This window comes from Bifidobacterium catenulatum PV20-2 (assembly GCF_000800455.1).
Classification (GTDB): domain Bacteria; phylum Actinomycetota; class Actinomycetes; order Actinomycetales; family Bifidobacteriaceae; genus Bifidobacterium; species Bifidobacterium kashiwanohense_A.
The window spans coordinates 777,426-796,335 of the sequence record NZ_CP007456.1 but is presented as its reverse complement, the minus strand read 5'-3'; the positions used below and the strand labels follow the sequence as shown (position 1 = coordinate 796,335).

Genomic DNA, 18,910 nt, shown 5'->3' with positions numbered 1-18,910 from the left:
TTCACTCTCCCTTGGTGGCGTTCATCGTGTCGTGCGTGGAGACGAGCTTGTCCACAAAGCCATATTCCAACGCTTCCTGCGCAGTGAACCAGTGGTCGTACTCGTTGTCGCGGTAGATTTCCTCAACCGTGTGGCCGGTCTGCTCAGCCGTCAGTTCGCTCATGGTCTTCTTCATGTCCATGATCAGCTCGGCGTTGATACGCACGTCGGTTGCGGTACCACCGATGCCACCGGAAGGCTGGTGCATGAGCACGCGGGCGTGGGATGTCAGGAACCTCTTGCCCTTAGTGCCGGAGCTCAGCAGGAACTGGCCCATGGATGCGCACATACCCAGGCCAACGGTCGCCACGTCAGGCTCGATGAGCTGCATGGTGTCGTAAATGGCCATACCTGCGGTGATGGATCCTCCCGGAGAATTGATGTACAGCCAAATATCCCTCTTCGGATCTTCGGCAGCCAACATCAGCATCTGCGCGCAAATGCGATTGGCCATCTCATCTTTGACTTCTTCGCCCATCCAGATGATGCGGTCTTTCAGTAGACGGTTGAAAATCGGATCGGCGGGCCCTGCCGGCATATCTTCGCCGGCCATGACGGGCAGAGGTGCACTGAAGTTGCTCACCTTGTCTCCTTTTCCTGTGTTCTCTATAGCTTCACAGCCTACCGCTTCGAAGCGACTGGGAACGAAATTGCGCTGACAGTGGAGTCTTCACGCACCCCAACATGCTTTTTACAACCCGTTATTTACGTTTTGCGCCGATACGGAATGCCGCAATCAGGCAGCAGATGGCTACGGAGACAATGGCAATCATCATGGCGAACGTCCAACTTCCGCCGACGGCTGTGGCATGACGGAACGCATCACTGCCCTCTTCGCCCGAACCGGCCTGAGCCACCGACAGAATCGTGGAAAAGAGCGCTGTACCGGCGGCACCACCAAACTGCAGGCAGGTATTGAACACCGCATTGCCGTCCGGCATGAACTGAGGCGCGATATTGCGTAACGCATTGGTCATGATATTGGAAAAACCAAGCGAATAACCAAGTCCGAAAATGAAGTAGAAACCGGCAAGCGTGACGGGTGTCAGTCGCATGGAAAATACCAGCAGCAGAATCGGCCCGCAAATCGCGGCGAAAAACGCGCCGAGAATCGGACGCACCGGCCCGAAACGGTCGTACAGCATGCCTCCAACCGGTGCAAAAAACGCGCCGATCAACGCACCCGGCAACACCAACGCGCCGGACAGGAACGCGCTGGTTCCCAACGAAAGCTGCGCCACATTGGTGATCACATAACCGAAACCGATGCCGACGATCGGCAGCAGCATGTAGGCGATCAAATGCAGCAACACCATCGGGTCACGCAGCCAGCCCAAACGGATCAGCGGCGAGAACGAACGCTTCGACGACCAGCCGAAAAACAGCAATGACCCCAATCCAACGATCAGACTCACCACGGCAAACACTGCCGACACCGTGGCGCTGACGCCGGAAACCGCGGCGCTGACGGCCACTCCAGCTTGATTCAGGAACATCACCAATCCGCACAACGCAAGCACAATCGACACGAACTGCAACGAATTGAGACGCGCCTCTTCCGTCGGACGATGCTGTTCGACGCATTTTAAACCGACCGGCAACGAGATCAGCAGAATAATCGGAATGACGATCACGAAAATCGCACGCCATGGCAGAATGCTCGACACCGCGCCACCAACGGTCGGACCAATTGCCGGAGCGACAGTGATGACCAGCGAACCGACGCCCATCAAACGACCGACTTTGCTCTTTGGCGACTGTTCAAGAATGATGTTGATCATCAACGGCGTGGCCACACCGGAACCCATGCCTTGAATCACACGGGCAATGAGAATGACCGGGAACGCATGACCGACGATCATAATGAGCGAGCCGAGCACGGCAAGCGCCACCGCGGCAAGGAACAACGTGCGGTGCTTGAAACGACGGTTGAGGTATGACGACAACGGCATGGTGGCCGCGACCACCAGCAGGTAGATGGTGGTGATCCATTGCACGGTTGCGGTGTCGACGTTGAATTCCCGCATGAGTTGCGGGAAAAGCACCGTCATCACGGTTTCGGTGAGAATGCCGATGAAGGCGAGGGAGCCGACCGCCACGATGGCTCCAATGAGCTTGCCAGGAATGCGTTCGTCCGGCATTTTCCTGACGTTTTCACTACTGTTTCGACTGATATGGCTGGTGGTTTCGAGCGTTGTATTCCGTTCTTGCATAATCACTTTCCGCGCACTTTTTCCTGCGGCCATGTGCGACGCCGCGATTGACGCATGGGCCTTGCTCATAGCAAGCAGGCATCAACCCCAACGAAGAATTTTAGCGGACCCCTAGTCCAACGGCAACGAAGAATGAGAACTGACACCACACTAGGCTCGATCAGAGTTGCCGGTTTGACCATCGCCCTTCTCATGCAGAATCTTCCGAATTTTCTCCAATCTCGGTTTGATCTCATGCTCGTAGCCGCGATCGTTCGGATGGTAGTATTCCCGCCCTACCAGCTCGTCCGGCATGTATTGCTGCGGAGCTACGGCTCCCGGCCAATCATGAGCGTACCGATATCCCTCATGATTGCCCCAACTTTTCATCAGGGCGGTCGGCGCATTTCTCAAATGCAATGGCACTTGGCCGATCAATCCCGCGTCCACATCGGCGAGCGCGCTGTTGATAGCGTTGTAGCCGGCGTTCGATTTGGGCGCGGTGGCAACGGCGAGCGCCGCTTCCGCGAGAATAATACGCGCTTCGGGCATGCCGATCATGGCTACGGCCTGCGCCGCCGCTACGGTTACCTGCAGTATTTGCGGAGCCGCCATGCCAACTTCCTCGGAAGCTGCGATCATAATGCGTCTGGCGATGAACCGCGGATCCTCACCGGCGCGCAGCATGCGTGCCAGGTAGTGCATGGTGGCGTCCGGGTCGGATCCACGCATGGATTTGATGAATGCGGAAATCACATCGTAATGGTCGTCGCCGTCTTTGTCGTAGCGCACGGTGGCCACGTCCATGACCTGCGACACTACGTCGGGAGTGATGATTGGCCGTTTCGCACCTTTTTTGCGTGCTTTGTCTCCGGTAAGCGCCCCCGCGGCGGCTTCAAGGATCGTCAGTGTTTTTCGCGCGTCGCCTCCGGCCATACGCACGATTTCGTCAACGGCTTCGTCGTTGATTTTGACTTCGTTTTTAAGTCCACGCTCGCTTTCGATGGCCCTGTTGATGAGCGTTTTCAGGTCGTCGGGTTCCAGCGATTCGAGTTTGACGACCACGGATCGGCTTAACAACGGTTTGATGACGGAAAAGCTTGGATTTTCCGTGGTGGCCGCAATGAAGGTGACATCACGGTTTTCCACGCTTGGCAGCAATGCATCCTGCTGCGATTTGGAGAATCGGTGCACCTCGTCGATGAACAGTACCGTTTCCTTGCCCTCCGCAACAAGACGATCATGGGCGCGTCTGAGTACATCTCGCACGTCCTTGACGCCGGAGGTGACTGCGGAAAGCTCTTCGAAGACTCGACCGGACTGTTTGGCCACAATATAGGCGAGCGTGGTTTTGCCGACTCCGGGAGGTCCAAACAGAATAATGGAGCTCGGCGCGGTCAGCGAGCCTTTGGACGCCGGATTGGCGAGTCTGCGCAGAGGAGAGCCCTGTCCTAGCACCCGCGATTGGCCCACCACTTCGTCCACGCTCGACGGACGCATGCGCACGGCCAGCGGGCGTGTCATATCTTCGGGAGCGTCCATCGCGCCAAACAAATCCTCAGTCATAATTTCTACTGTACCGCAACATACGCAATAATTCGAACACACGTTCGACATTTGAGTTCATGCCAGCCGCTAGACTGGCAATCATGGCTGACGATACGAATTACGGTTCTTTGGGCGCGTTGGCGCCGAATTGGAGCGATGGCGAGCGCAACATCGACACGGACGAGATCTATGAACGCTTTTTCGAGTGGGTAGCGGACGTCAAAGGTGTTGAGCCGTGGCCCCATCAGGAAGAGGCCATCATGGACCTGCTCGCGGGCGATCATGTCATTTTGAACACGCCCACCGGCTCCGGCAAATCACTGGTGGCGTTGGGTATGCATTTTGCGGCGCTGTGCACGGGCCGTCGCTCGTATTACACGGCTCCGATTAAGGCGTTGGTGTCTGAGAAGTTCTTTGATTTGGTGGAGGTGTTCGGTCGCGAGAACGTCGGAATGATCACCGGAGACACGCACATCAACGCCGATGCGCCGATCATCTGCTGCACTGCGGAGATTCTCGCGAACCAGGCATTGCGTGAAGGCCGTCATGCCGATGTCGGCTGTGTGGCAATGGATGAATTCCATTATTATGGCGATTCGGAGCGTGGCTGGGCTTGGCAGGTTCCGCTGCTGACATTGCCGAACACGCAGTTTTTGCTGATGAGTGCCACATTGGGCAACGTCGATGCGATCGCCGACAAATTGGAGGACATGACGGACACGGACGTCGACATCATCGCCGATGCGCCGCGTCCGGTACCGTTGACGTACGAGTACACGCTTGACCCGTTGGAGAAAACCGTCGAACTGGCGTTCGGCAGAGGCGAAACACCGATTTATGTGGTGCATTTCTCCCAAGACGCCGCATTGGAGACGGCGAACGCCCTGGCAAGCACGGGTGTGTCCAGCAAGGAACAACGTGCCGCCATTGCAGAGGCGATCAAAGGCACGAAGTTCACCACCGCATTCGGCAAGATTTTGCAACGTCTGTTGCGCACCGGAGTCGGCATTCACCATGCGGGCATGCTCCCCCGCTATCGTCGTTTGGTCGAGCAGCTCGCCCAGCACGGTTTGTTGCCGGTAATCTGCGGCACCGACACGTTGGGCGTCGGCATCAACGTGCCCATCCATTCCGTGGTGTTGACCGCATTGACCAAGTTCGACGGCACGAAAATGCGCAAACTGCGTGCCCGCGAATTCCATCAGATCGCAGGGCGTGCGGGACGTATGGGCTTCGACACGGAAGGGCTGGTTATCGCCGAAGGACCAGAATTCGAAATCGAGAACGCCAAGGCCCTCGCCAAGGCAGGCAACGACCCCAAGAAGCTCAAGAAAGTCAAACGCAAGAAAGCACCTGAGGGCTTCGTCACGTGGAATGAGAACACATTCGATAAGCTGATCGACGCGGACCCTGAAACTTTGGTGCCACATATGAAGGTCACGCATTCCATGGTGTTGAACGAAGTGGCGCAGGGCGGCGACGCACGCTACCGCATCAATCGCCTGATCGACGATTCTGCGCAGACTCCAGAACAGAAGGAGCGTCTTCATGATCGTGCCGACGAGATCTTCCAGACCTTGTTCGACACGAATGTGATCGAAACGGAAGACCGCGATGATGGTGGCAAGGACTATTTCATGACCGTCGACATGCCGGATGATTTCGCGCTTGACCAGCCGTTGAGCCCGTTCCTGCTGGCTGCGTTGGAACTGCTTGATCCGGAATCGGAAAGTTACGCGCTTGACGTGATTTCCATGGTGGAAGCCACGTTGGAGGATCCAAAGCAGGTGTTGCGTGCACAGGAACGTCAAGCCCGCGATGCGGCGATGATCCGGATGAAGGAAGATGGACTTGACTATGACGAGCGCATGGACCGCTTGCAGGAAATCACCTATCCGAAACCGCTGGAAGACATGCTTCAGACGGCGTTCGACGAGTACCGCCATGATGTGCCTTGGGCGAATGATTATTGGCTGAGCCCGAAATCGGTGATCCGGGACATGGTCGAAACGGCCTCCGATTTCACCGGTTACATAGCGCGCTACAATATCGCCCGCTCCGAAGGCACGCTGCTGCGCTATCTGTCTGACGCATATCGCGCGCTGGCACGTACCGTTCCTTTGGAGAAGCGCAATGAACAGTTGCGGGACATCATCTCCTGGCTGCGCGTGGTAGTTCGGTCCATCGACTCCTCGCTGGTCGACGAATGGGAGAACGCGGGAGCCGGCACCGACGCTTCCGCAGCAGCCGCGAACCTGGCCGCACCAGGTACAAAGCAGGCCGTGGTGGAGGATCGTCGAGGCCTCACCGTGCTCGTACGCAATGCCATGTTCCGCCGTGTGCAGCTTATGGATCTCGACAAGCCCGACGAGCTCGGCGCGCTCGACAAAGACTGGGGCTATGGCGTGCACGAATGGGAGGATGCGCTCGACGACTTCTACGATGAGCACGAATACGTCAACACGGATGCGAAAGCCCGTAGCGGCGAACTGTTCATTCTGGATGATTCCAAGGAGAACAGCGAACACAGCTGGAAAGTGCGTCAGATCATCGACGATTCCGATGGCGACCATGATTGGGCCATTACCGGAACCGTCGATTTGGACACCACACAGTCGAGCGGCGAAGTCGTGTTCTTCGACTACAGCATTTCCAACTGACGCCGCATTTCATCGGCATCGACTTCCAAGGGCGGCCAGATCATATTCATGTTCTTCAACGTGTTGCGAAGGAGTTCAGACACGACCGCCCTTGAATACCAACGATTGTCGGCAGGCACCAAGTACCAGGGTGCCTGCTCGGTGCTCGTACGCACGAACACGTCCTGCCATGCTGCCATGTAGTCATCCCAACGGGCACGCGCTTCAAGGTCACTCGGGTCGAACTTCCAATATTTGGTCGGATCTTCCAGCCTGCTAAGAAAATGCTCCTTCTGCTCTTCTTTGCTCACCACAAGGAATATTTTGATGATGGAACATCCGTCCGCAACCAATTGCGATTCGAATCGGTTGATTTCGTCATATCGCGCCTGCCATACTTCTTCTGGATATGTTTTATAAATGCGCGGCATGACGATATCTTCATATTGCGATCTATCGAAAATGGAGATCCAACCATTCTGCGGCAGTTCGCGTTTGATACGCCACAAATAATCGTGGTCTTTTTCCTCGCCTTTGGGAGCACCGAAACCGTGATAATGCATGCCCATCGGATCACCTTGGCTGAATACGTGACGTACGATGCCACCCTTGCCGGAAGCATCCATGCCCTGCAGAATAATCAGCAGACGACGGCGAGACCCTTTCACTCCATTGGCGTACATCAGTCGCTGATATCGTGCGATTTCGGAAGAACTGATCGCAATGAACCGTTCCGCATCGTCTTTGTTGCCGTCAAAGCCCGGCGTGGAATCGCCGTCGATTTCGGCAACCCTCGTATCGTGATGGAATCGTAGCAGCTGGCCGGGAGGCAACGTCCATACGGAGCTGAGCAATTCGCTTGCCTTGGCGACGTTCGCGAGCCCTTCGGCAACGGAACTGCAGTTCTTCCCCTTCTCGAGCCTGTCCTCGACCTTGTTCAACGTCTTCGCAATGGACGACATCTTCGTGTCTTTATCTTTATCTGACATGTCAAGCCTCCTCGCCTGTCCCCCGATAATAAGCTATGCGGCGATTGAAACGTGGCATCGCCACACCCACGCCGCATCCTGCTTTTCTGACGTTTTGCCTGACTTCTTTCACGCAATAAGGCGCTGATTCCTCGCTCTTTGCAAGAAATCAGCGCCCTATCGGTCTTCGCAGATCAAATGACGTCACTGCTTGGGCTTATCGCCCTTCGATTTGTCGGATTTCGGCTTGTCGAATTTCAGCTTGTCCTGCTTGGACGTCTCTTTGATCGGCCTGCCATTCTTGTCGAACTCGACTTGGCTTTCCGGATGCGTCTCGTCGAATCCCTGAACGTAGCGGGTCTGACGCCAATGGCGGATCGACGCGTTGGAACCACGATGATGCACATGGTACAGGCGCTGGGCACCGCCAAGCGGCATGCTTTCCTTGGCCACGGCGATCTGGTTCACATTCGACGGATCCATAATGGCAATCGGCGCGACCGGTTCCGGTTCGGCAGGTGCCGCGGTGTGCTTCTGCATGCGTTCCGGCAACCATTCCGCAAGTCGGCTCAGCAGCCAGCATGCGATGAAGTAGATGACGGCGGCAACAACCAGCGTCTGCAGAATATTGAAGTACATCGAGCCAAGTCGGCGCGATTCCTGCAACAGATCGGTATACATGATGATCGAGCCGAGGGCGGTATCCTTCAGCACCACCACCAACTGCGTCACAGCGGCAGGAAGCATGGCGTAGATGGCCTGCGGCACTTCGACTTCCATCAGCGACTGCGTGCGAGTCAGGCCCAAGGCGAGCGACGCCTCACGCTGACCGTTCGGCAGGTTGCCGACGCCGGAACGAACAAGCTCAGCCACCACGGAACCGTTGTAGATCACCAATGCGAGCACAACAGCCCAATATGCCGGGCTTGCCATGCCGGCAAAAGCGAACCAACGCCAGAAGAAGATCATGAGCAACAGCACAGGGACCGCGCGTGCGAACTCAACGACGGCACCGGAAATCGCACGAATCACGATGTTCGGAAGCAGACGGCCGATGCCGAACAACAAACCGAACAGGACCGCGCCAATCACTGCCAGCACGGAGGCGCGAATAGTAGCCCACAATCCCGGAAGGTAGAAATCGGTCCACGCTTCGGCATCAAGAGCCGGCTTCCACAGTTCCCAGCTCAGCTGGTTCTCGCCATCCGGCGGATTGTGAAGCCTCATGAGAATCAATACAACCACGATCGCGAAGGCGATGCCTGCGATCCAATTGACGATACGAATGGTTTTGCGGCTCTTAGGACCGGGCTGGTCGAACAGCACCGCGCTTTCATTGCTTGCCATGGTGCGTCACCTCCTCACCGCGAGCTTGTTGGACAGATACGTGGTCAGCATACCGATCGGAATGATCAGAATCACATAACCGAACGCGAAGATAAGGAAGATCGGAATAATCACGTCGGAACGGTATTCGATCATTTCGCTCATCAACGACGAGGTTTCGGTGGCGACGGATGCCGCGGCCGCAACCGTGGAGTTCTTCAGCAATGCGATGAGCGTATTTCCCAACGGTGCCACGGAGCCGCGGAATGCCTGCGGCAGAATGACCTGTGTGGCGGACTGCATGAAGTTCAATCCCAATGCGCGGCAGGCTTCAGCCTGACCGAGAGGCACCGTGTTGATGCCGGATCGCAGCGATTCGCATACGAACGCCGCCGTATACAGGCTCAAGCCGGTGACGGCCAGCCAGAAGAAGTTCGTGGCGAACGTGTCGGAGAAGCTGAGCTTCAGCTGCGCATAGGCGCCCAGCACCATGAACACCATGATGATGGTCAACGGCAGGTTCTTGAACAATTCGACATAAGCGCCCGACACTATGCGCAGCGATGCGACTGGAGAGATGCGCATCATCACGAGAATGACACCAAGAATCGTGGAGAACAACGCCGACCACAAGGTCAGTTCGATGTTCACCAGGAACGCAGCCGGCACATTGTACTGGCTGAACAATGAGATGAACGCTTCCATCACTTCTCTCCCTCAGTCGGCTCCGGCGGATTGTACTTCGCGTTCGGCGTGTATGCAGTGCCCTTCGTGTTGTCGGAAATGGCACGCTGCCAGGAACCATCCTGAATCATATCGGCGATGGCGTTGTTGATCCGGGTGGCCAGCTTCGTATCGCCCTTCTTGATGCCGACGCCGTAATACTCCTGGGTGAACGGCTTGCCGACCACACGCAGACGGCCACGCGAAGCGGAGGCAAGACCCGCCAGAATAATATCGTCGGTGGTCACCGCATCAACGATGCCCGAGAACAGTGCGGTAGCGCATTCCGCGTAACCCGGCTGCTCCATGAGCTGCACTTCGTTGGCGAACTTCTCCTTGACGGTAACCGCGGAAGTGGAACCGGTTACGGAGCACAGACGCTTGCCATTAAGATCCTCCGGACCATTGATGGAGGTTTCATCCTTACGCACGAGCAGATCCTGACCCGCAACGAAGTACGGTCCAGCGAAGGAGACAACCTTCTTACGTTCGTCAGTGATGGAATACGTTGCAACGATGAAATCGACATCGCCATTCTGCAGCATGGCCTCACGCTGCTTCGACGGTGCCTCCTTCCATACGATCTGGTCTTCGGAATAGCCGAGTTTCTTCGCAATGTACTTGGCCACATCCACATCGAAGCCGACATAGGTGCCGGACTTCTTGAATCCCAAACCAGGCTGGTCGAACTTGATACCGACGCGAATCTTGCCATCGGCGTCGTCCGCGCCACAGGCGGACACTGCGAACACGCATGCGCATGCGCAGAAGGTCGCTATAACCCTGCGTAGCATACGCTTCGCCCTCATAGAAAGTTTCATATCGAAAATCCTTCTTCTGTCTTATTCCCGTCAGTCATTTCAGTGGGTGAGAATCTTCGACAGGAAGTCCTTGGCACGATCGGTCTTCGGATTTTCAAAGAAGTCCTCAGGCGTGCTCTGCTCAAGAATCTGGCCGTCGGACATGAACACGACCTTGTCGGCCACCTTGCGCGCGAAGCCCATTTCGTGGGTCACGCACAGCATGGTCATGCCTTCGTGAGCCAGCTCCACCATGACGTCAAGCACTTCATTGACCATTTCCGGATCAAGTGCGGACGTCGGCTCATCGAACAACATGACCTTCGGCTGCATGGCAAGCGCTCGGGCGATGGCGACACGCTGCTGCTGACCGCCGGAAAGCTGCGACGGCATCTTGGAAGCCTGCGAAGCCACGCCCACTCGGGAGAGCAGATCCATGGCGAGATCCTCGGCCGCCTTCTTATCCATGTGGCGCACCTTGATCGGCGCGAGCGTCACATTCTCAAGAATTGTCTTGTTGGCGAACAGGTTGAACGACTGGAACACCATGCCGACCTCGGCACGCAGGCTGGCGAGCTCCTTGCCTTCCTGGGGCAATGGCTTTCCATCAATGCGAATATCACCGGAATCAATGGTTTCCAAACGGTTGATGGTGCGGCACATCGTGGACTTGCCGGAACCGGATGGACCGACGATGACCAGCACCTCGCCCTTCTTGACGGTGAGGTTGATGTCCTTGAGCACATGCAGGTCACCGTAGTGCTTTTCAACGTGGGTCAATTCGACCAACGGTCGGTCGCTGTCTTCCGTACCCGGCATGATCGGGCGCGTCTCTTGCGTTTCTTTGATATCTGTCATACGGATAGTATATGGAAACCATGTTTCTGCGGCTGTTACCACCCCCTGACGTGCTCGAAATGTGAGACGACGTTGTCTCAAAATGCATCATAACGCGCTATCGACCGCAATACTGGTATCTCACGCACCATGATGGCAGCTACCACAATCGCGGTAATTCGATAGCCAGCACGACTATTACGAACAATACAGCCACCGCACCGAACACCACTCGTTCGGAAACCTTGGATTTGAAACCGTCCATAACGCGGCGACACATATCACCAATACTCATGTATTCCAACGTAGGAACGCCAGGCAACGAGAAAGAGCAAAACAGGCGAACGCAAGATGAATTTCATCCTACATTCGCCTGTCTTTTACATGCAGGTTCGTATGCGAACCTTTTACGATGGCGGGACCATCACGTTACCACCGTAATCCGCATGCCACCCTGTCAAAACCGTCAGAGCACTTTGGAAAGGAATGTCTTCAGACGTTCGCTCTTCGGATGGTTGAAGATCTCATCCGGAGTGCCTTCCTCTTCAATCACGCCCGCATCCGTAAAGATCACACGGGTGGCCACTTCTCGGGCAAAACCCATCTCATGGGTCACCAGCACCATGGTCATTCCCTCTTCGGCCAGTTCACGAATGACTTCGAGCACATCTCCGACCATTTCCGGGTCGAGCGCCGATGTGGCCTCATCGAACAGCATGACTTTCGGGCGCATGGCCAAGGAGCGCGCGATGGCCACACGCTGCTTTTGACCGCCTGACAACGATTTCGGCATAACATCGGCCTTTTCCGCCAATCCCACGGTTTTCAGCAATGCCATCGCATGTTCTCGTGCCTGCTCGTCGGTTTTCTTGTGCACCAGTTTCGGCGCGAGAGTGATGTTGTCGATCACGCTCATGTTGTTGAACAGGTTGAAATGCTGGAACACCATGCCAACCTGCTCACGCACCTGGTCGATGTTCACGTGCGGATCGCCCAAATCATGGCCGTTGACCACAATCTGGCCGCTGGAGGCCTGTTCGAGTCCATTCAGGCAACGCAATATGGTGGATTTACCGGCACCGGACGGTCCGATGATACAAATTACCTCGCCCTTGCGTACCGTAAGATCGACGCCTTTGATGACTTCCGTATGGCCATAGTTTTTATGCAGATTCTTGACGTCGATGATCACTTCACCATCATTGTTACCGTGATTGCCGTTCTCGCTCATCGATTCACCTTCCTGTCAACGATATTGGCCAGCCATGTGAGGATGGTGATGGCCACGAAGTACATCACACCGACGATCAGCAACGTTTCGGTAACGCGGAAGTTCGCCGCATACAATTGCTGCGCCTGGTACAGCAATTCACCGAAGCCGATGGCCAGCAGCAGCGAGGAATCCTTGATCATAATGACCAGCTGGTTGATGATCGACGGCATGGCGATCGCAGTGGCCTGCGGCATGACCACGCGCGCCATGGCCTGATGATAGTTGAGGCCAAGCGAACGTGCGCCCTCCATCTGACCAGAATCAACGGACTGCACGGCGCCACGCACGATTTCCGCCAGATATGCGCCGGAATTGAGCGACAGCGTCAACGCGCCCGCAACCCAAATGTTCACACTGTGTCCGATCAGCTGCGGCACACCAAAATAGAAGAAGAACGCCCATACCAGAATCGGCGTACCACGAAACACTGCAATGTAAACCTTGGCTATGCCTTCCAGAATCTTGTTTTCAGACACCTTCATCAAACCAAAAGCGACACCCAGAACCAGCGCGATCACAAACGACAGCAAGGTAATCAGCAACGTGTTCTTCAGACCGGTCAGCAAAGCCGGCATCGACTGTTTGACAAGCCCAAAGAAACCGACCTTCTTCTGAGCCGCATCATCGGCACCATTATCGGTGACCTTGCCGGAAATCGCCTCGACCTGTTCCTTCGCGCCGGATTCGCCCAAATACTGCGCGACGATCGTCTCATATTCGCCCGAAGCGATGAGCTTGTTCAAACCATCGTCGATGGCGGCCAGCAGATCGGCATTCTTGCCTTTATTCACGGCCATACCATATTCGCCGTGCGGCACCTTCGGTGTCACGATCTTCAAACCGTTATTTTGGGAAACACCGTAGGCAAGCACCGGATAGTCGTCAAATACCGCGTCCGCATTGCCGGATTTGACCATCTCGTACATGGTTGACGACTGGTCCACAGAAATCACGGTGTAGCCATACTCGCTCGCATGCTGCTTGGCATAGGATTCGCCTTCCGAACCGGTTTTCGCAACAACGGTTTTACCGTCAAGATCCTTGTAGCTGTCAATACTATCGTTGTTTTCAGCGATGGCCATTTGAATGCCGGACTGGAAGTAAGGATTGGAAAAATCGTAGGTCGCCTTGCGTTCGTCGGTGATTGACATGCCTGCGATCACCACATCCACCTGATTGGAGCTCAAAGCCTGCAATGCCGCATTGAAACCCAATGATTGGATGGTGACTTCGAATCCTTCTTCTTGGGCGATGGCACGGATCAGTTCCATATCGATACCGGTCATCTTGCCGTTCTCCCGATATTCGAACGGTGCGAACGTAGTATCAGTACCAACCGCGTAGGTTTTGCCCTTGACTGCGGAGGGATCTCCGACTTCGGTGGCGTTAGCGCTGACTGGGGATGCGATGAGTGCACTCACTGCCACAATCAGTATCATCGCCAACGCGAGAAGTCGCATCCAGACACCATGAAAATCATGTTTTTCCAACGATTGCTTCAAATTCATACTACAGATTCAGTTCTTTCTCATAATATTTCAGATACTCATCTTTGCTCCACCATACCGGCAGCAAGAGAAAATAGACAACGTAAACAATAAAAACAGGCTGTCTTTGCACGGTCTATCATGCAAAGACAGCCTGTTATCTCAAAGCGAAAACACTATCAGTCTTCGTCTTCTTCCGGATCATAATCAACGCCGGTTTCCGCACGCTGTTCGTCGGAAATCGGAGCCGGGGCGCCGGTCAGCGGATCACGACCGCCGCCAGCCTTCGGGAAGGCGATGACGTCGCGGATGGAGTCGGCGCCAGCCAGGATAGCGGCGGTACGATCCCAACCGAGAGCGATGCCAGCGTGCGGCGGAGCGCCGTACTTGAAGGCTTCAAGCAGGAAGCCGAACTTGTCAGCAGCCTCTTCAGGGGTGATGCCGAGCACATCAAGCACACGATCCTGAATGTCATCACGGTGGATACGCACGGAACCGCCGCCCATTTCGTTACCGTTGCACACGATGTCGTAGGAATCAGACATGGCGTGTTCCGGATCCTTGTCGAAGGTGTCGATCCAATCCTTGGACGGCATGGTGAACGGGTGGTGCATGGAAGTCCACTTGGAGTGGCCGACTGCCACATCGTCATCATCCGGATCGTCGGTGGGCTTGAACAGCGGGAAGTCCACAACCCAAGTGAAAGCGAAATCGTCGGGCTTAAGCAGACCGGCACGATCGGCGAGTTCCACACGCACGGCACCCAGCAGCTCCTGAGCGGAGGTGCGACGGCCTGCAGCGAAGAACACGGCATCGCCGTCTTCTGCGCCAACGGCTTCCTTCAGGCCAGCGCGCTCCTCTTCAGACAGGTTCTTAGCAACAGGTCCCTTGAGCTCGCCGTTCTCAGCGAACACCACGTAGGCGAGGCCCTTGGCGCCGCGCTGCTTGGCCCAATCCTGCCAAGCGTCGAACTGGCGGCGAGGCGTGGCTGCACCACCCTTGAAGAGCACCGCACCAACGTACGGAGCCTGGAACACGCGGAACGGAGTGTTCTTGAAGTAGTCAGTCAGCTCGATCAGCGGATTGCCGAAACGCAGATCCGGCTTGTCGGAACCGTACTTATCCATGGCTTCCTGCCAAGTGATGCGCTGAATCGGCAGCTGGATTTCATAACCTGCGGACTTCCAGATGGCGGCGATGACCTTTTCGGCCATGGCCATCACATCTTCCTGATCCACGAATGCCATTTCCATATCAAGCTGGGTGAACTCCGGCTGGCGGTCGGCACGGAAGTCCTCATCACGGTAGCAACGTGCCAGCTGGTAGTAGCGTTCCACGCCAGAAACCATGAGCAGCTGCTTGAGCAACTGCGGGGACTGCGGCAGAGCATACCAGGAACCCGGCACCAAACGGGCCGGCACCACGAAATCGCGGGCACCCTCCGGCGTGGACTTGATCATGGTCGGAGTTTCGATCTCTTCGAAGCCCATCTCCTCCAGAGCGTGGCGTGCGGCCTTCGACATCTGGGAACGCAGCTTCAGATTGCGCTGCATGGACGGACGACGCAGATCGAGATAACGGTACTTGAGACGAACTTCCTCACCCGGCAGCTTGTTCTCGGACTCGTTTTCCAAAGCGGTGGACACCTGGAACGGCAGCGCATCGGACTTGGCAAGCACCTCGATGCTTTCGGCAACGACCTCGATCTTGCCGGTGGCCAGATGATCGTTCTCATTGCCGTCCGGACGCAGGCGAACCTCGCCTACAACCTGAATCACAAACTCGGAACGCAGCGGACGGGCCATGTCCTCGTCATAAATGACAACCTGCACCAAACCGGTGTTGTCGCGAAGATCGATGAAGGCCACGCCGCCGTGGTCGCGACGACGATCAACCCAACCGGAGAGCGTCACCTTCTGACCGACGAGTTCCTCGGTCACTTCGGTTGCATGATGTGTTCTATAAGCCGTCTGGCTCATGCTTCCCCTATTCCTTATTCTCTTGATTGAAGTCTTGCGATTTCAGGCTTCTACGGTAACGGTTTGCTGGGCATACACAGTATCCGGCTCCCAAGACTGTGCGTCGGCCGGCTGCTGGTCGCCTGTGATAATGTTCTTGACTTCGTCCGAAGCGTCTTGCGTGGACTCGTCTGCGGGGAACCACACGTACGGAATGCCGAGCTTGTCGGCATACTTGATCTGCTTGCCGAGCTTGGCCGCGGTCGGAGCCACGTCAGCGGCGATGCCACGGGCGCGCAGCTGGTTGGCGATCAGGTTGGACGCGGAACGGTCCTCCTCGTTCCACACGGCCACGAGCACAGAAGCCGGGGACACACGATTCGCGTGAGCACCGGCGGTGTGCAACATGTACGAAACCAAGCGGGACAGGCCGATGGACAGGCCCACACCCGGGTACTTCTTGCTGCCTTGCGATGCGAGGTTGTCGTAACGACCTCCGGAGCAGATAGATCCGAGCGAGGCTGCACCGTCAAGGAACGTCTCATACACGGAACCGGTGTAATAATCCAAGCCGCGGGCGATCTTCAGATCCGCAATCACGGAGCCCGGGCGAATACGAGCGGCCTCGTCAACAATCATCGCCAACGTGTCAAGACCCTGACGTGCGAGCGCATACGCCTCGGAATCATTGGCGATGCCGTGCTTCTCACACAACGCGTCAAACTTGCTGGACAGCTCCGCACCATCGGCGGCGGTAAGCTCCGCGAGTTCAAGGCACGCACGAGCCTGATTCTCGTCGGCTCCGCAACCTTCCACCAGCAGCTTGGCCACTTCGTCGGCACCGATTTTGTCGAGCTTGTCGATCTCACGAAGCACGCCTTCGATGTCGTTCAGACCCAAACCACGGTAGAAACCTTCGGAGAGCTTGCGGTTGTTCGCATGCACGGTGGCCTTCGGCAGACCGAACTCGCGCAGACGTTCCAAAGCCGATACCATGACCAGCGGCAACTCAACCTCATAATGGTCCGGTAGATCACCATTGCCGATCACATCGATATCGGCCTGCACGAACTCGCGGAAACGACCTTCCTGAGGACGTTCGCCACGCCAGACCTTCTGAATCTGCCAACGCTTAAACGGAAACGCCAAATCACCCGAATGCTCAACGACATAACGGCTCAGCGGAACAGTCAAATCAAAATGCAGACCAAGACGATCTTCAATCGGAGTGTCGGACTCATGACCGACCTCCTGAAGACGGCTCAGCAAGTAAATCTCCTTGCTGGTTTCGCCTTTTTTGAGCAGGCTCGAACCCTGCTCAACCGCACGAGTTTCAATGCCTATGAAGCCATTGAGCTCGAAAACTTCACGGAGCGTGTCGATAACACGCTGCTCCACAACACGTTCAGAGGGGAGCCACTCTGGAAATCCTGAAATAGATGCGCCTTTTGCCACGATTCCCTATAATAAATGAGGTTGCGGAAAATGCATCGCGTTTTTCAGGCTTTGGAAGCACGTTCGTATGATCCGCATCCCCTGCACTACATGAAGCTTACTTAAAGGAGCTGGCCATGGCCGACGAGAATGTCACCGCGTCCGAGAACATTAATGAAACCACCGAGCAGGCGACGACGCCCGCAGTCAAGGCCAGCAAACCGGCCGTTCCGAGCCCTGCTTCAATGAAGCCGCACGCTCCGAGCCCTGCGGCCTTCGCCAAGAAGGCTCCGCAGCACACCGCCCCGGCTGCAGCGTCCACCGGATTCTCCGATACTGATGTGAAGGCCGCCGAAGCGTTCGGCCGTGTCGCTGATGATGGCACCGTGTTCGTCAAGGACGGTGAAGGAGAACGTGAGGTCGGCCAGTTTTCTGACGCCTCCAAGGAAGAGGCGCTGGCCTTGTATGCCCGCCGTTACCTTGATCTGAAGGCCAAGCTGGACCTGTTCGCCAACAAGCTCAAGTCCAATAATGTGAAGTCCCGCGAAATCGACGAAACCATCAAGGCGTTGTCCACGGAAACCGAACAGCCGGCAGTGGTGGGCGATCTGGCCGCTCTCAAGGCCCAGTTCGAGGCGCTGAAGGAGGAAGGCGCGGCCAAGAAAACCGCGTTGACCGAGGCACGCAAGGCCGCCATCGCCAAGGCTCTTAAGGAGCGTACCGCCATTGTGGAGAAGGCCGAGGCATTGGCTGATTCCCTTGACGAAAACACCAACTGGCGTTCCACTGCCGACAAGTTCCGTTCACTCTTCCAGCAGTGGCAGGAACACCAGCGCAACAACATCCGCATCGACAAGGAAGACGCAGATGCCCTGTGGTCCCGCTTCTCCGCGGCCCGCACCAAGTTTAATTTCGCTCGCCGCAAGTGGGTGCAGAGCCGTGACGAAGAACGCAATTCCGCCAAGGCAGCCAAGGAAGCCATCATCGCGGAGGCCGAGGCGCTTCAGGATTCCACCGCTTGGGTTGAGACTTCCCGCAAGTTCACCGAGCTGATGGATCGTTGGAAGAAGGCCGGTCGTGCCGGTCGTCGTGATGATGACGCCATGTGGGAGCGTTTCCGCGCCGCCGCAGACGCATTCTTCAACGCGCGTCAGGCAGATCGTGATCAGATCAGCTCCTCTGAGAAAGAGAATCTCGCCAAGAAGGAAGCTCTGCTGGTCAAGGCCGAGGCGCTTGTTCCCGTCAAGGATGAGGAAAGCGCCAAGCAGGCTCGTCAGGCTCTCGCCGCCATTCAGGAGGAGTGGGATCAGATCGGCTATGTGCCACGCGACGAAGTACGCCGCATCGAGGGTCGCCTCGACGCCGTCGACAAGCAAATCAAGGCTGTCGAGGATGCCGCGTGGAAGCAGTCTGATCCGGAAGCCGACGCCCGCAAGTCCTCCTTCGAGGAGCAGCTCAACGCACAGCTCGCCGAGCTTGACGCGAAGATCGCAGCCGAATCCGATCCGAAGAAAAAGGCCAAGCTTGAGTCCGAGAAGGCCACCAAGGAGCAGTGGCTGAACGCCATCAAGTAATGGCCGCCGCCGCGATGCCGCCAATCTTCAGTCGATAGCGACATATGGATGCGGGGTCGTGTGCAATCCTGCACACGACCCCGCATCCGTTTCTTACATCATTATCATCCAG

15 protein-coding genes are annotated in these 18,910 nt (G+C 56.3%); 2 read left to right on the top strand and 13 right to left on the bottom strand.

Going from position 1 to position 18,910, the window contains the following annotated elements:
• Position 1 precedes the first annotated feature (1 nt).
• From AH68_RS03350 to AH68_RS03340, 3 genes are all read right to left on the bottom strand, one after another.
• Complete coding sequence (locus AH68_RS03350) at positions 2–622, bottom strand: ATP-dependent Clp protease proteolytic subunit (protein ID WP_173405840.1); 621 nt, start codon at positions 620–622, stop codon at positions 2–4.
• 118 nt (positions 623–740) lie between these two features.
• Positions 741–2,180, bottom strand: a complete 1,440-nt coding sequence (locus AH68_RS03345; RefSeq protein ID WP_039197650.1) for an MFS transporter — start codon at positions 2,178–2,180, stop codon at positions 741–743.
• A 222-nt stretch (positions 2,181–2,402) separates the two neighbouring features.
• On the bottom strand, positions 2,403–3,797 hold the full coding sequence (locus AH68_RS03340; protein ID WP_039197648.1) for a replication-associated recombination protein A: 1,395 nt from the start codon (positions 3,795–3,797) through the stop codon (positions 2,403–2,405).
• An 83-nt stretch (positions 3,798–3,880) separates the two neighbouring features.
• Between AH68_RS03340 and AH68_RS03335 the strand changes: the two genes are divergently transcribed.
• The gene (locus AH68_RS03335) at positions 3,881–6,439 is read left to right on the top strand and encodes a DEAD/DEAH box helicase (protein WP_039197646.1); all 2,559 of its coding nucleotides are present in this window, start codon (positions 3,881–3,883) and stop codon (positions 6,437–6,439) included.
• On the opposite strand, the gene AH68_RS03330 is transcribed toward AH68_RS03335, so the two are convergent.
• The 10 genes from AH68_RS03330 to hisS form a co-directional block, all read right to left on the bottom strand.
• Positions 6,421–7,407, bottom strand: coding sequence for a PPK2 family polyphosphate kinase (locus AH68_RS03330; protein ID WP_039197644.1), 987 nt, complete (start codon positions 7,405–7,407; stop codon positions 6,421–6,423). The genes AH68_RS03335 and AH68_RS03330 overlap by 19 nt on opposite strands.
• Positions 7,408–7,590: 183 nt before the next feature.
• Positions 7,591–8,733, bottom strand: coding sequence for an amino acid ABC transporter permease (locus AH68_RS03325; protein WP_039197643.1), 1,143 nt, complete (start codon positions 8,731–8,733; stop codon positions 7,591–7,593).
• A 6-nt stretch (positions 8,734–8,739) separates the two neighbouring features.
• A complete protein-coding gene (locus tag AH68_RS03320) occupies positions 8,740–9,417 on the bottom strand; it encodes an amino acid ABC transporter permease (RefSeq protein WP_039197641.1) in 678 nt (225 codons plus the stop codon).
• Entirely contained in the window at positions 9,417–10,256 is an 840-nt protein-coding gene (locus tag AH68_RS03315; RefSeq protein WP_173405839.1) for a glutamate ABC transporter substrate-binding protein, read from the bottom strand. The genes AH68_RS03320 and AH68_RS03315 overlap by 1 nt, the downstream gene beginning before the upstream one ends.
• Positions 10,257–10,295: 39 nt before the next feature.
• A complete protein-coding gene (locus AH68_RS03310; protein ID WP_171025331.1) occupies positions 10,296–11,054 on the bottom strand; it encodes an amino acid ABC transporter ATP-binding protein in 759 nt (252 codons plus the stop codon).
• 178 nt (positions 11,055–11,232) lie between these two features.
• Positions 11,233–11,367: a hypothetical protein gene (locus AH68_RS11155; protein ID WP_259319671.1), complete on the bottom strand. Its 135-nt coding sequence runs from the start codon at positions 11,365–11,367 to the stop codon at positions 11,233–11,235.
• A 171-nt stretch (positions 11,368–11,538) separates the two neighbouring features.
• Positions 11,539–12,303 carry an amino acid ABC transporter ATP-binding protein gene (locus AH68_RS03305; protein ID WP_039197638.1) on the bottom strand — a complete coding sequence of 255 codons (765 nt, stop codon included), beginning with the start codon at positions 12,301–12,303 and terminating at the stop codon, positions 11,539–11,541.
• Positions 12,300–13,853 carry an ABC transporter substrate-binding protein/permease gene (locus AH68_RS03300; protein ID WP_039197636.1) on the bottom strand — a complete coding sequence of 518 codons (1,554 nt, stop codon included), beginning with the start codon at positions 13,851–13,853 and terminating at the stop codon, positions 12,300–12,302. Before AH68_RS03300 ends, AH68_RS03305 begins: the two co-directional genes overlap by 4 nt.
• Positions 13,854–14,011: 158 nt before the next feature.
• On the bottom strand, positions 14,012–15,811 hold the full coding sequence (gene aspS, locus AH68_RS03295; protein WP_039197634.1) for an aspartate--tRNA ligase: 1,800 nt from the start codon (positions 15,809–15,811) through the stop codon (positions 14,012–14,014).
• A gap of 42 nt (positions 15,812–15,853) precedes the next feature.
• A complete protein-coding gene (gene hisS / locus AH68_RS03290; RefSeq protein ID WP_039197633.1) occupies positions 15,854–17,245 on the bottom strand; it encodes a histidine--tRNA ligase in 1,392 nt (463 codons plus the stop codon).
• 116 nt (positions 17,246–17,361) lie between these two features.
• On the opposite strand from hisS, the gene AH68_RS03285 reads away from it, so the two are divergent.
• Positions 17,362–18,798: a DUF349 domain-containing protein gene (locus tag AH68_RS03285; RefSeq protein ID WP_039197631.1), complete on the top strand. Its 1,437-nt coding sequence runs from the start codon at positions 17,362–17,364 to the stop codon at positions 18,796–18,798.
• Positions 18,799–18,910: the final 112 nt, after the last annotated feature.

Excerpts from the sequence above, each read along its gene's own strand:
- AH68_RS03345 (WP_039197650.1), bottom strand. The coding sequence starts at position 2,180 with ATGCCGGACGAACGCATTCCTGGCAAGCTCATTGGAGCCATCGTGGCG.
- AH68_RS03340 (WP_039197648.1), bottom strand. The coding sequence starts at position 3,797 with ATGACTGAGGATTTGTTTGGCGCGATGGACGCTCCCGAAGATATGACA.
- AH68_RS03335 (WP_039197646.1), top strand. The coding sequence starts at position 3,881 with ATGGCTGACGATACGAATTACGGTTCTTTGGGCGCGTTGGCGCCGAAT.
- AH68_RS03330 (WP_039197644.1), bottom strand. The coding sequence starts at position 7,407 with ATGTCAGATAAAGATAAAGACACGAAGATGTCGTCCATTGCGAAGACG.
- AH68_RS03325 (WP_039197643.1), bottom strand. The coding sequence starts at position 8,733 with ATGGCAAGCAATGAAAGCGCGGTGCTGTTCGACCAGCCCGGTCCTAAG.
- AH68_RS03320 (WP_039197641.1), bottom strand. The coding sequence starts at position 9,417 with ATGGAAGCGTTCATCTCATTGTTCAGCCAGTACAATGTGCCGGCTGCG.
- AH68_RS03315 (WP_173405839.1), bottom strand. The coding sequence starts at position 10,256 with ATGAAACTTTCTATGAGGGCGAAGCGTATGCTACGCAGGGTTATAGCG.
- AH68_RS03310 (WP_171025331.1), bottom strand. The coding sequence starts at position 11,054 with ATGCCGGGTACGGAAGACAGCGACCGACCGTTGGTCGAATTGACCCAC.
- AH68_RS11155 (WP_259319671.1), bottom strand. The coding sequence starts at position 11,367 with ATGAGTATTGGTGATATGTGTCGCCGCGTTATGGACGGTTTCAAATCC.
- AH68_RS03305 (WP_039197638.1), bottom strand. The coding sequence starts at position 12,303 with ATGAGCGAGAACGGCAATCACGGTAACAATGATGGTGAAGTGATCATC.
- AH68_RS03300 (WP_039197636.1), bottom strand. The coding sequence starts at position 13,853 with ATGAATTTGAAGCAATCGTTGGAAAAACATGATTTTCATGGTGTCTGG.
- aspS (WP_039197634.1), bottom strand. The coding sequence starts at position 15,811 with ATGAGCCAGACGGCTTATAGAACACATCATGCAACCGAAGTGACCGAG.
- AH68_RS03285 (WP_039197631.1), top strand. The coding sequence starts at position 17,362 with ATGGCCGACGAGAATGTCACCGCGTCCGAGAACATTAATGAAACCACC.